Genomic DNA, 13,093 nt, shown 5'->3' with positions numbered 1-13,093 from the left:
GTCAATGGAGGAACTTGATGTTTGATCCCAAGCTGAAAGAAGCGCTGGGCCGGGTACAGAAGCCGGGCCGTTACACCGGCGGCGAACCGGGCAGCGTGTATAAAGACAAAGAAAAGGTGGATGTCCGGTTTGCATTCTGCTTCCCGGATACCTACGAGGTGGGAATGTCCTTCCTCGGTGAGAAGATCCTGTACGAGCTGCTCAACAGCCACGAGAACTGGTGGTGTGAGCGGGCCTTCATGCCCTGGCTGGATATGAAGGCTGAGATGGAGCGGCTGGACCTGCCCCTGTACACCATGGAAAGCAAGGACCCCCTGACCGATTTTGATGCGGTGGGCTTTACCCTGCAGTACGAGCTTTCCTATACCAACATTCTGGCAATGCTCGATCTGGCGCACATTCCGTTCTACGCAAAGGACCGCGACGAGCACTGGCCCCTGATCGTGGCGGGCGGCCCCTGCGCCTGCAACTCGGAGCCCATTGCAGATTTCTTTGATGTCATCCAGCTGGGTGAGGGTGAGAACCAGCTGCCTTCCATCTGCGCCGAGATCGAGCGTGCCAAGAAAGAGGGCAGCGTCTCCAAAAAGGAGCTGCTGCGCCGCATTGCAAAGATCCCCGGGGTCTACATCCCTGCCTTCTACGATGTGACCTACTTTGAGGACGGCCGGGTCAAGGCCATTACCCCCAACGAGCCGGGCATCCCGGCGGTCATCACCAAGGCCATCATCAAGGATCTGAACGAGTTTGCCCCGCCAACGAACTTTGTTGTGCCCATGGTGGGGGCCATCCAGGACCGTGCCAGCATTGAGGTGCTGCGCGGCTGTGTGCGCGGCTGCCGGTTCTGCCAGGCGGGCTTCCTGTACCGCCCCATGCGCCAGCGGGATGCCAGCCTGCTGAATAAGGCAGCACAGGATCTGTGTGCCAACACCGGCTATGAGGAGCTGAGCCTGTCCAGCCTGTCCACCTCCGACCACGGCCAGCTGGAAGAACTGCTGGATGATCTGAACGAGTGGGCCCCCAAGGAGCACGTCAGCCTCTCGCTGCCCTCCCTGCGGATGGACAACTTCTCCCAGAGCCTGATCGAAAAGACTACAAAGGTGCGCAAGAGCGGCCTGACCTTTGCGGCCGAGGCCGGTACCCAGCGCCTGCGGGATGTCATCAACAAGAATGTTACCTGGGATGAGATCGAAAAGACCTGCTCGCTGGCCTTTGCCAACGGCTATTCCTCGGTCAAGCTCTACTTTATGATGGGTCTGCCTACCGAGACGATGGAGGACATCGAGGGGATTGCCGAGACCGCCCAGAAGGTGGTAGATCTCTATTACTCCAACCCCAGGCACGCCAAGGGCAGGGGGGTGCAGGTGACCATCAGCTGTGCCTGCTTTGTGCCCAAGCCCCATACGCCTTTCCAGTTCGTGCCTATGGACACGGAGGAAAGCCTGCAGGCCAAGCAGAAGCACCTGCTGGAAAGCGTCCACAGCCGCAAGATCAAGGTGAACTATCACGACAGCACCACCAGTTTTCTGGAGGGCGTATTCGCCAAGGGCGACCGCCGTCTGGCTCCTGTTATTCTGGAAGCCTACAAACGAGGCTGTTACTTTGACGGCTGGGAAGAGTGCTTCAAGTATGATACCTGGATGCAGGTGTTTGAGGATCTGGGCATTGATCCCAAGTTCTACTGCCAGCGTCCCATTGGGCTGGACGAGGTGACCCCGTGGAGCCACATGGACTACGGTGTGACCCATGAATATCTGGTGCGGGAGTACAACAAGGCCCTTGCCGCCCAGACCACCCAGCCCTGCAACCGCGCCTGCCATGGCTGCGGTGCCAATCATCTGTTAGGAGGTCCCTGCTTTGATTACAGTCAGAATCTCGTTTGAGAAGAAGAATGAGGCCTCCTACATCTCCCTGCTGGATCTGCAGCGGGTGATGCAGCGGGTGCTCAAGCGCAGCGGCCTGCCTGTGTGGCACACGCTGGGCTTCAACCCCCACATCTACATGACCTTTGCCTGCCCGCTTTCGCTGGGGCAGGAGAGCGAGTGCGAATGCGTGGATGTCAAGACCGAGGCTGAGAACCCGGACTTTGCCCAGTGGCAGACCGAACTGAATGCCATCATGCCCACCGGCATCCGCATCACCCATGTGGGCCCGGTGCAGATGAAGGCTGACCTCATCGCCTTTGCCTGCTACCAGATCACCTACCCGGCAGCGGCAGCGGCTGTGCTGGAACAGTATAACGCGCTGGAAAGCGCCCCGGTGGAAAAGCACAGCAAAAAGGGCAAAAAGATCGTGGAGCTCAAGGATCACATCCCGCAGGTGGAATATACCACCGCAGGGGATCGTGTCTGCATGGAGCTCTGCCTGCCTGCCGCACAGGAGCTGAACCTGAATCCCTCACTGCTCACCGGCTTTCTGGAAGAAAAGTTTGGTCTGCCTGCCGCCAGCGCAGGCATCCTGCGCAAGCGCTTCCTGACGGCGGATCGGCAGCTCTTTGCCTGATTTCCCGGGCAAAGAATGCCTTTTGGGCAGAACAGAAAATTTTTGGGATTATTTTGGGCAAATCGCTTGATTTTACGGGCGTTTTGTGCTATCCTATTAAGGCGTTAGTGTCCGCTGATACCACAGCGGGGTTAATGACAATATCATTAAACGGGCGGTCCTCTGACGGCAAGGTGCCGTGCATGAACGTCTAAAAACAAATGGAGGATTCAAAAATGGACGCACTGAAGATTATTTCTGAAGGCAGCATCAAGGCTGAGAAGCCCCAGTTCAACGTTGGCGATACCGTCCGCGTTGACGTTCGCATCAAGGAAGGTGAGCGTGAGCGTATCCAGGCTTTCGAGGGCACCGTCATTGCTAAGAAGCACGGCGGCGTTGCAGAGACCTTTACCGTTCGCCGCGTTTCCTACGGTGTCGGCGTTGAGCGTGTCTTCCCCATCAACAGCCCCTTCGTCGAGAAGGTCACCGTTGTCCGCAAGGGCAAGGTCCGCCGCGCTAAGCTGTTCTATCTGCGTGGTCGTACCGGCAAGGCTGCTAAGGTTAAGAGCGATATTTGATGATCCCCGCGTAAAACCGGGAGAAAAGGGACAACTTGTTGTCCCTTTTTTCTTTATTCCGGGCCAGACAAGATTGTGAGGTGCATCGGGAAATGGAAAAGCATGCTTCAACACAGGAAACTGTGCGCGGACAGAATGTGTTTGAGTGGTACGAGGCGCTGATCTCCGCCGCGCTGGTGCTGGTGCTGGTATTCTCACTGTTCTTCCGCATCATTCAGGTGGACGGCGAATCCATGGTGCCCACCTTGCAGAACGGCGATAAGCTGATCGTCTGGGGCGCAGGCTACGAGCCCCAGCGGGGCGATGTGGTCATCGTGGACAGCTACACGGCCTACGGTAAGCCGCTGGTCAAGCGTGTCATTGCCAAGGGCGGCGATGTGGTGAACATTGATTATCAGGCGGGCACGGTCTCGGTGAACGGGGAAGTGCTGCAGGAAGCCTATATCGCTGAACCGACCTATCTTGGCTATGACGTAACGTTCCCGTACACGGTGCCGGAGGGCACGGTGTTTGTGATGGGCGATAACCGCAACGCCTCGCTGGACAGCCGCTCGTCCTATGTGGGCTGTATTGATGAACGCGATATTCTGGGCAAAGTGCTGCTCTGCTTTTTGCCCTTTTCGGATTTTGGGGTGGTAAAATGAACAACGATACCCGCTTTGCAAATCAATATAACATCCAATGGTTCCCCGGCCACATGACCAAGACCCTGCGGATGATGGAGACGGAGATCCAGCATGTGGATGCCAGTCTGGTGCTGCTGGATGCCCGCATCCCACTTTCCAGCCTGAACCCCGAGGTGGAGCGTATTACGGCCCGCAAGCCCAAGCTCTATGTGCTGAACAAGGCAGATCTGGCCGATCCTGCTGTGACAGAGGAGTGGATCAGATACTTCCACGCCGCCGATGCAGGCTGTGTGGCCATCAGCGCCAAGCAGAAGGGCGGTGCCAAGGCGGTGCAGACCGCCATTGAAAAGGAGCTGGCCTCGCTGCTGGAGCGCCGCCAGAACCGTGGTATGGGTGGTGCCAAAACTCAGGTGATGCTCTGCGGCATCCCCAACGTGGGCAAATCCACCTTCATCAACACCTTTGCAGGTTCTGCCCGTGCCAAGGCGGCCGACCGCCCCGGCGTGACCAAGGGCAAGCAGTGGGTCAGCACCGAAAAGTTTGACCTGCTGGATATGCCCGGCGTGCTCTGGAAAAAGTTTGATTCCAAGACCATTGCTTCTAATCTGGCCTTCATCGGCTCCATTAAGGATGATATTCTGGATGTGGAAGAGCTGGCCATGAATCTGCTGGATGAGGTGCGCCGCAATTACCCCGACCTCGTGGCCCAGCGCTACAAGCTGGATGCAGAGACGCTGGCCCTGCCGCCCTACGAACTGATGGAGGCTATCGGCCGCAAGCGCGGTCTGCTGGTGCGCGGCGGCGAGGTGAACACCGAGCGCTGTGCCATTATGCTGGTGGACGAGTTCCGTGCCTGCAAGTGGGGCCGCATCTCTCTGGAGCGCCCGCCCCAGCGGGATGACCTGGCAGACTTTGCCGAGGAGGACGACGAATGAAACGGCGTTCTGACGAGGAGATCTCTGCCCCTCTGTACGAGTATGATGCGGCTATCCGTGCGCAGTACGGCTTTTTTGCCGGTGTGGATGAAGCGGGCCGCGGCCCGTTGTGCGGCCCGGTCGTTGTGGCGGCCTGCATCCTTGACCCGGAGAAGCCGGTGTACGGCATCAACGACTCCAAGAAGCTGACCGAGAAAAAACGGGAAGCCCTCTTTGATGAGATCCTTGACAAGGCGCTGGCCTATAAGATCGTCTTTGTAGGCCCGGAGATCATCGACCGGGATAATATCCTGAACGCCACCATGAGCGGCATGAAGCAGGCTGCGGAAGGGCTGGACATTGTGCCGAATCTTGTGCTGGTGGATGGCAACCGTGTCCCGGCTGCGCTGGAGATCCCCGCCCAGCCGGTGGTCAAGGGCGATGCCACCAGCGCCAGCATCGGCGCGGCATCGATCCTGGCAAAGGTCAGCCGGGATCGCTATATGATGGAGCTGGACAAGCAGTACCCGCAGTATCAGCTGGCAAAACACAAGGGTTACCCGACCAGGCTCCATTATGAACTGATCGAGCAGTACGGGATCCAGCCCTTCTACCGCCGCAGTTTCCTGAAAAAGCAGGGCTATTGGCCGGAGGGCAAGTGATGGATCGGGCCGAGACCGGCCGCACCGGCGAGGCTGTGGCCGCGCGGTATTACCAGAAGCATGGATGTGAGCTGGTAGCCCACAACTACCGCACCCGGATGGGGGAGATCGACCTCATCCTGCGGGAGCCGGACGGCACACTGGTGCTCTGTGAGGTCAAGACCCGCAGCCCCGACCCGCTGGCCGCACCTGCTGCGGCCGTGACCCCTGCCAAGCAGCGCAGGCTCATCCGCACCGCGGAATATTATCTCCAGCACACCGGACAGAGTGATGAACCGGTTCGTTTTGACGTTGCCGAGGTGACCCCTCTTGACAGCGGGCGCTGGATGGTACATATTATAAAGGGTGCATTTACCGCGTAATGCGGGGTGCATCGGTGGGAAAAGGCAGAAAACGGCTTTTGCCGCTGCCGCAAACATGGGGCCAATGCGGGTCCCGCTGGCAAAAAGGAGCGACGACAATGCAGTTTTTCAGCACGAGAGATCATAACCGCGTGGTAAGTGCCTCTCAGGCCATTGCACAGGGCCTGTCGGATGAGGGCGGTCTGTTTGTTCCGCAGAGCTTCCCGCAGGTGGATGTCAAGGCGATCTGTGCGCTGGATTACCCCGAGATGGCTGCTGCCATCGTGGGGCAGTATCTGACTGATTATTCACAGGAGTTCCTGCAGGAGGCCGCCAAGGCCACCTATGGTGCGGCCTTTGGCGGAAAGGCGGGCTATCTGGCCCCTGTTTCGGATGAGGTGTACTCTCTGGAACTGTGGCACGGCCCGACCTGCGCCTTCAAGGATTACGCCCTGCAGCTGATGCCGAAGCTGCTGGTGGAGGCAAAGAAAAATCTTGACCGCACCGAGAAAACATTGATCCTGGTGGCGACCAGCGGCGATACCGGCAAGGCCGCGCTGGATGGCTACCACGATATCCCGGGTGTGGAGATCGCGGTGTTCTTCCCCACGGGCGGCACCAGTGAGATCCAGCGCCTGCAGATGGTGACCCAGGAAGGCGAAAATGTGGCGGTCTACGCTGTGCGCGGCAACTTCGATGATGCCCAGACCGGCGTGAAAAAGGTCTTTGGCGACCCGGCCATTGCTGCCGAGCTGGCAAAGCGGAACATCCGCCTGTCCAGTGCAAACTCCATCAACTGGGGCCGTCTGGTGCCGCAGATCGTTTACTACTTTGCCGCCTACGCCCAGCTGCTCAAGGCAGGGAAGGTGCGCTTTGGCGACAAGGTGGACTTCTGTGTGCCTACGGGCAATTTTGGCGATATTCTGGCGGGCTACTATGCAAAGCAGATGGGCCTGCCGGTGGGCCGACTGATCTGCGCTTCCAATGAGAACAACGTCCTGACCGATTTCCTGACCACCGGTACTTATACTGCCAAGCGGGAATTCTTCAAGACCACTTCTCCCAGCATGGATATTCTGGTGTCCTCCAATCTGGAGCGCCTGCTCTATCACGTCACCGGCAGCGATGCCGAGGTGGCTGACCTGATGAAGAGCCTGTCTGAAACCGGCAGCTATACCGTCCGGCCCGAGACGCTGGCCGCCATTCAGGAGAGCTTTGGCTGCGGCTGGAGCAGTGAGGAAGAGGTGGCAGGGGAGATCCGTGCCCGCTATGAGCAGGATGGCTATCTCTGCGATACCCACACCGCTGTGGCTTTCCATGTGGCAGGCCGTCACAAGCGCGAGGGTGTGCCCATGGTGGTGCTGTCCACTGCCTCCCCCTACAAGTTCCCCCGCAGCGTGCTGGAGGCTCTGGGCCACACTGCCCCGCAGAACGACTTTGAAGCCATGCAGGAGCTGGAAGAAGCCACCGGCCGCACTGCTCCCGCAAGCCTTGCTGCCCTGCGGCAGAAGGCCGAGCGGTTCAATACCGTCATCGACCCGGAGCAGATCGCGCAGGTGGCGCTGAGCTATCAGGAATAAATCTTGTCCTGCCGGACTTAGAACAGGAGAAAAGTGAATGGCACTTTATGTGCTTGGCGATACCCATCTTTCACTGGGCGCTTCCAAACCCATGGATGTTTTTCCGGGGTGGAACGGCTATGTGGAGCGGTTGGAGCGCAACTGGCGCAAACTGATCAAACCCGAGGACACCATCGTGCTGGCGGGGGATATCAGCTGGGCCATGCGCCTGAACGATACGCGCAGGGATTTTGCGTTTTTACAGGAGCTTCCCGGCCAGAAGCTGATCATGAAGGGAAACCACGATTACTGGTGGACCACGGCCAACAAGATGAACGCTTACCTCAAGGCTGAGGGCTTTGACACCCTGCACATCCTGCACAACAACTCCTACTCTGTGGAGGGGTATGCGCTGTGCGGCACCCGGGGCTGGCTGTTCGATGTGGGAGAACCCCACGATGAAAAGGTGATGAACCGTGAGATCGGGCGCTTGAAAATGAGCCTGGATGCTGCGGAACCGGGGTTGGAGAAGCTGGTGTTCCTGCATTACCCGCCGGTCTACACCGGCACCAGCGCCCCTGAGATCGTGGCCACCCTGAAGGCCTACGGCATCACCCGCTGTTACTACGGCCACCTGCACGGAAACGCCATCCGGTACGCGGTGCAGGGCGATGTGGACGGCATCCGGTATAAGCTTGTCAGTGCCGATGGCCTGCGTTTCTGCCCCTACCGCATCAATTAAAGGCGGGAAGTGTGGGCAAAAAGAACAAAAAGTCAAAATTTGGTCTGGCAATTGTGTCTGGAACGTGCTATAATAAGTTTTGACGCGATTGTTGCACCCAATTGAGCGCGCGCGTCCCCGCATTTCGCAAACAGAAAATACAGGACGCGGTGCGCGGTTGCAGGAGACAGGGAAGAAAACCTGTCCCCAACGCAATAGAATTTTTGAGTGGAGGATACACAAAATGAATTTCATCAAGTGCGAAAAGCTCGAGAAGAGCATGGCAGAGCTGCAGTTCTCTATCGACGCTGAGGCCTTTAAAGGCGCAGTGGCCGATGTCTTCAAGAAGGAGGGCAAGAAGTACTCCGTGCCCGGCTTCCGCAAGGGCAAGGCTCCCCGTTCTCTGATCGAGAAGATGTACGGCGCTGATGTCTTTACCTATGATGCCATCAATGAGCTGTTCCCCGCTGCTTACGAGGCAGCTGTGAAGGAAGCCGGCATCGAGCCTGTTGGCCGTCCCGAGGTTTCTGTGGATGCTGCCAGCGAGACCGAGGGCGTGACCCTGACCGTCAAGGTCGCTGTGATGCCCGAAGTCAAGGTCGGCAACTACAACGGTCTGACCGTTGAGAAGACTGTCCATACTGTTACCGACGAGGCCGTCGATGCAGAGCTGAAGCGCGTGCAGGAGCGCAACGCCCGTGAGCTGACCCGCGAGGGTGCTGCTGAGAATGGCGATATCGCTGATATCGACTTCGAGGGCTTTGTGGACGGTGTCGCTTTTGAGGGCGGCAAGGCTGAGCACTACAACCTGACCCTGGGCAGCGGCTCCTTCATCCCTGGCTTCGAGGATCAGATCGTTGGCCACTCCGCCGGTGAGGAGTTCGACGTGAACGTCACCTTCCCCGAGGAGTATCAGGCTGCTGAGCTGGCTGGCAAGGCTGCTGTCTTCAAGATCAAGCTGCACGAGGTCAAGTACAAGGAGCTGCCCGCTCTGGATGACGAGCTGGCTAAGGACTGCTCCGAGTACGACACCCTGGAAGAGTTCAAGGAGTCCATCCGCAAGAACAACCAGGAGCAGCTGGACAAGCAGGATGACCTGGCTGTTGAGAACGCTCTGGTCGATCAGGTCATCGAGAGCATGGAGGCTGAGATCCCCCAGGCGATGTACGATACCCGTATGGACGAGATGGTCAATGACTTCGCCTTCCGTGTGGAGCAGCAGGGTCTGCGCCTGGAAGACTACCTGAAGTATATGGGCCAGACCATGGATCAGTTCCGTGCTTCCTTCATGCCTCAGGCTGAGAAGCAGGTCAAGATCCGCCTGGCTCTGGAGGCTGTTGCCGCTGCTGAGAACATCGAGGCTTCCGAGGAGGATGTCTCCGCTGAGATCAAGCGCATCGCTGACCAGTACAAGATGGAAGAGGACAAGGTCCGTGAGCTGGTCAACGTTGACGACCTGAAGAAGGATCTGGCAATCAACAAGGCCATCGACTTCATCAAGAGCCACGCCAACATCGTAGAGAAGGCCGCTGAGGCTGAAAAGACCGAGGACGCTGAATAATCCAGCTGCCAAGGCCGCAATTTGCAGGAAACGCTGTTTGAAGCGTACCCTGTAAACAAAGGTTGTTAAAATTGACCGATACGGCCCTGTTTCTTTTGCCGTATCGGTCAATTTTGCAAATAGAATTATTTTTCGTATCAGGAGGCGAACTTTATGAGTTTTGTTCCTTACGTTGTCGAACAGTCGGCACATGGTGAGCGTTCCTATGATATCTTCTCCCGTCTGCTGAATGACCGCATCATCGTTCTGAGCGAGGATGTCAACGACACCTCCGCAAGCCTTGTGGTGGCGCAGCTGCTGTACCTGGAAGGGCAGGACCCGGACAAGGATATCAGCCTGTATATCAACAGCCCCGGCGGCTCTATCAGCGCAGGCATGGCCATCCACGATACCATGCAGTATATCAAGTGTGATGTCTCCACCATCTGCATGGGCATGGCCGCTTCCATGGGTGCCTTCCTGCTGGCAAGCGGCACCAAGGGCAAGCGCTTTGCCCTGCCTAACTCCGAGATCCTGATCCATCAGCCGCTGATCGGCGGTCAGGGCGGCGGCCTTTCCGGCCAGACCACCGATATCAAGATCCACGCCGAGCACATGGTGTATATCCGCGATAAGATGAACCACATGCTCAGCGAATACACCGGCCAGCCGCTGGAGAAGATCCAGCTGGACACCGAGCGCGACAACTATATGACCGCGCTGGAAGCCAAGGAATACGGCCTGATCGATGAGGTCATCGCCCACCGCTGAAACTGAAAGGCGCGGGGGAGAGCCCTGCGCGCAAAGACCCAGAATAAGGAATAACAGTTATGGCAAACAACAATTCCGGCAAAAATGAAAAAGACCTGGTGTGCAGCTTCTGCGGCAAGCATCAGGACGAAGTGGAACGGATGATCATCGGCCCCGGTGTCAACATCTGCAGCGAGTGCATCGGCCTGTGCCATGATCTGCTCTCGGATCAGCCGGAGCACCCGGAAGCAAACGGCCGCCCGGGCCGCGGCGCAAGCCGTACCCGGATGCAGGCTGTGGATGGTCTGGATATCAATATCCTGACCCCGGCTGAGATCAAGAACGGGCTGGACCAGTATGTCATTGGTCAGGATGAGGCCAAGCGTGTGCTGGCGGTCTCCGTTTACAACCATTATAAGCGCATTCTGAGCGGCAAAGGTGCGGATGTGGAACTGCAGAAGTCCAACGTTCTGCTGTTGGGCCCCTCCGGTGTCGGCAAGACTCTGCTGGCTCAGACCCTGGCCAAGATGCTGGGGGTGCCCTTCGCCATTGCGGATGCCACCACCCTGACCGAGGCGGGCTATGTGGGTGAGGATGTGGAGAACATCCTGCTCAAGCTGCTTCAGGCGGCGGATTTTGATGTGCAGAAGGCACAGGTGGGTATCATCTACATCGATGAGATCGACAAAATCACCCGCAAGAGCGAGAATCCCTCCATCACCCGTGATGTGGGCGGCGAGGGTGTGCAGCAGGCGCTGCTGAAGATCCTGGAGGGCACCGTGAGCAACGTGCCGCCCAACGGCGGCCGTAAGCACCCCCAGCAGGAGTTTATCCAGATCGATACCACCAACATCCTGTTCATCTGCGGTGGTGCCTTTGATGGCCTGGATAAATACATCCTGCGCCGCACTGATCGCTCTGCACTGGGCTTCGGCAGCAGCCTGAAGGACAACTCCGAGGATGCCCAGCGTGCCCTGCTGCGCAAGGTGGAGCCTCACGATCTGGTCAAGTTTGGCCTGATCCCTGAGCTGATCGGCCGTCTGCCGGTCATCACTGTGCTGGACGATCTGGACGAGGACGCACTGGTGCGTGTGCTCAAGGAGCCCCGCAACAGCCTGGTCAAGCAGTACAAGGAACTGCTGAGCATGGACAGTGTAGAGCTGGAGTTCACCGACGAGGCCCTCCACGCGATCGCCCGCAAGACCATTGAGCGCAAGACCGGTGCCCGCGGTCTGCGCAGCGTCATGGAAGGCATCCTGCTGCCTGTCATGTATGATGTGCCCAATGACCCCACCATCATCCGTGTCACCATCGACAAGGACACCGTGGAGGGCGGCGAGGCCCATCTGGAATACGGCGCTGTGCGCAAACGGTATAAGAACCAGACCGCCCTGAGCTGATATCTGCACTCTGCAGACAGCAGGGAAGGGATGCCCTGTCAAATGCTTCGGCTTTGGCGGGGCTTTTTTTGCAATTTGCTTGTTTCGCGCCCGGAGTTGCGGTATAATATTAAAGTCTGGATGACGGTGGTGGGAGAACTCTCTGGCAGGAACTCCTGAAACACCCGGCATCGGATACTGTGGGAAATTGGAAGTACGATAAAGGAGTGTGTTTTTCAATGGCAAACTATCTTGAGATGAATCGTGAGGAGCTCACTGCCGAAAAGGCAAAGCTGAATGAGCAGTACAAAAAGTTTCTGGCCATGAACCTGAAGCTGAACATGGCCCGTGGCAAGCCCGGCCCTCATCAGATGGATCTGGCAATGGGTCTGCTGCAGATGAACGATTACACCACCGACGCAGGCACCGATGCCCGCAACTATGGTGATCTTGAGGGCCTGCACGAGGCTCGTGTTCTGTTTGCGGATGTGTTCGGTGTCAAGCCCGAGGAAGTGTTCGTGGGCGGCAATTCCAGCCTGCAGCTGATGTACAACCTCATCAACATTGGCTATGTGTTCGGCTTCCCTGAGTCTCCCTGCCCCTGGTCTCAGGTGGAAAAGCGCAAGTTCCTCTGCCCGGTGCCCGGCTATGACCGCCACTTTTCCATCACTGAGGAGTATGGCTTTGAGCTGATCAGCGTGCCCATGACCCCCAATGGCCCCGATATGGACATTGTGGAGAAGCTGGTGGCCGAGGATGACACCATCAAGGGCATCTGGTGCGTGCCCCAGTATTCCAACCCGGATGGTTATACTTACAGCGATGAGACCATTGACCGGATGGCCAAGATGAAGACCGCTGCTCCTGATTTCAAGATCTTCTGGGATGAGGCTTACATCGTCCACCACCTGACCGAGGAGATCATCGAGACCCCTGTTCTGTTGAACGAGAGCAAGAAGTACGGCACGGAGAACCGTGTGTTCATGTTCACCTCCACCAGCAAGATCACCTTCCCCGGTGCAGGTGTTTCCGCCATTGCATGCAGCGTGGACTCCATGAAGTATATCTGCAAGCGCTTCTCCGTGATGATCATCAGCTATGATAAGATGAACCAGCTGCGCCATGTCCGCTTCCTGAAGAACAAAGAGGGTGTGCTGGCCCACATGGCAAAGCACCGCCGCCGCCTGATCCCCTGCTTTGATGCGGTCAAGACGGCCTTTTCCGAGGAGCTGACCCCCTGCGGCGATATCGCTCACTGGACGAACCCCAAGGGCGGTTACTTCATCAGCCTGTACGTTATGCCCGGCTGCGCCAAGCGTGTGGCCCAGCTGTGCAAGGAGTGCGGTCTGACCCTGACCGGTGCCGGTTCCGCCTATCCCTACCACAAGGACCCGCAGGATTCTCACCTGCGTATCGCGCCCACCTATCCCAGCCTGGACGAGGTGGAGACCGCATCTGATCTGCTCTGCGTCTGCGTAAAGCTGGCAGTCATCGAAAAGCTGCTGGCCGAAAAGGTAGAGTAAGCGTTTTATTCTGCAAAAAATC

Annotated in this window: 13 protein-coding genes; all 13 read left to right on the top strand. The window is 57.8% G+C overall.

What is annotated here, in order from left to right:
* Positions 1-17: 17 nt before the first annotated feature.
* The 13 genes from MTP40_RS07245 to MTP40_RS07185 all read left to right on the top strand — a co-directional run bounded on the left by MTP40_RS07245 (position 18) and on the right by MTP40_RS07185 (position 13,071).
* On the top strand, positions 18-1,880 hold the full coding sequence (locus MTP40_RS07245; RefSeq protein WP_097771167.1) for a TIGR03960 family B12-binding radical SAM protein: 1,863 nt from the start codon (positions 18-20) through the stop codon (positions 1,878-1,880).
* Complete coding sequence (locus MTP40_RS07240) at positions 1,855-2,499, top strand: TIGR03936 family radical SAM-associated protein (RefSeq protein ID WP_097771166.1); 645 nt, start codon at positions 1,855-1,857, stop codon at positions 2,497-2,499. The genes MTP40_RS07245 and MTP40_RS07240 overlap by 26 nt, the downstream gene beginning before the upstream one ends.
* A gap of 215 nt (positions 2,500-2,714) precedes the next feature.
* Positions 2,715-3,056 (top strand): 50S ribosomal protein L19, encoded by a 342-nt coding sequence (gene rplS, locus MTP40_RS07235; RefSeq protein ID WP_035394456.1) that lies wholly within the window; start codon positions 2,715-2,717, stop codon positions 3,054-3,056.
* Between the two features lie 92 nt (positions 3,057-3,148).
* Positions 3,149-3,700, top strand: coding sequence for a signal peptidase I (lepB, locus tag MTP40_RS07230; protein ID WP_097771940.1), 552 nt, complete (start codon positions 3,149-3,151; stop codon positions 3,698-3,700).
* Entirely contained in the window at positions 3,697-4,617 is a 921-nt protein-coding gene (gene ylqF, locus MTP40_RS07225; protein WP_249259089.1) for a ribosome biogenesis GTPase YlqF, read from the top strand. The genes lepB and ylqF overlap by 4 nt, the downstream gene beginning before the upstream one ends.
* Complete coding sequence (locus MTP40_RS07220) at positions 4,614-5,258, top strand: ribonuclease HII (RefSeq protein ID WP_154276100.1); 645 nt, start codon at positions 4,614-4,616, stop codon at positions 5,256-5,258. The genes ylqF and MTP40_RS07220 overlap by 4 nt, the downstream gene beginning before the upstream one ends.
* On the top strand, positions 5,258-5,620 hold the full coding sequence (locus MTP40_RS07215) for a YraN family protein (protein WP_249259088.1): 363 nt from the start codon (positions 5,258-5,260) through the stop codon (positions 5,618-5,620). Before MTP40_RS07220 ends, MTP40_RS07215 begins: the two co-directional genes overlap by 1 nt.
* A 98-nt stretch (positions 5,621-5,718) precedes the next feature.
* Entirely contained in the window at positions 5,719-7,179 is a 1,461-nt protein-coding gene (thrC, locus tag MTP40_RS07210) for a threonine synthase (RefSeq protein ID WP_249259087.1), read from the top strand.
* Positions 7,180-7,216: 37 nt separating this feature from the next.
* Complete coding sequence (locus tag MTP40_RS07205; protein WP_097771161.1) at positions 7,217-7,900, top strand: metallophosphoesterase; 684 nt, start codon at positions 7,217-7,219, stop codon at positions 7,898-7,900.
* A gap of 223 nt (positions 7,901-8,123) precedes the next feature.
* On the top strand, positions 8,124-9,440 hold the full coding sequence (gene tig, locus MTP40_RS07200; protein ID WP_005934342.1) for a trigger factor: 1,317 nt from the start codon (positions 8,124-8,126) through the stop codon (positions 9,438-9,440).
* A gap of 153 nt (positions 9,441-9,593) precedes the next feature.
* Complete coding sequence (gene clpP, locus MTP40_RS07195; RefSeq protein ID WP_098922298.1) at positions 9,594-10,190, top strand: ATP-dependent Clp endopeptidase proteolytic subunit ClpP; 597 nt, start codon at positions 9,594-9,596, stop codon at positions 10,188-10,190.
* Between the two features lie 59 nt (positions 10,191-10,249).
* Complete coding sequence (clpX, locus tag MTP40_RS07190; RefSeq protein ID WP_097771158.1) at positions 10,250-11,569, top strand: ATP-dependent Clp protease ATP-binding subunit ClpX; 1,320 nt, start codon at positions 10,250-10,252, stop codon at positions 11,567-11,569.
* Positions 11,570-11,787: 218 nt separating this feature from the next.
* Positions 11,788-13,071, top strand: a complete 1,284-nt coding sequence (locus MTP40_RS07185; protein ID WP_156061101.1) for an aminotransferase class I/II-fold pyridoxal phosphate-dependent enzyme — start codon at positions 11,788-11,790, stop codon at positions 13,069-13,071.
* The last annotated feature ends 22 nt before the right edge of the window (positions 13,072-13,093 follow it).

Source organism: Faecalibacterium sp. IP-3-29 (assembly GCF_023347335.1).
GTDB lineage: Bacteria > Bacillota > Clostridia > Oscillospirales > Ruminococcaceae > Faecalibacterium > Faecalibacterium duncaniae.
The sequence above is the reverse complement of the archived record's forward strand: the minus strand, read 5'-3'. Positions and strand labels throughout refer to the sequence as shown.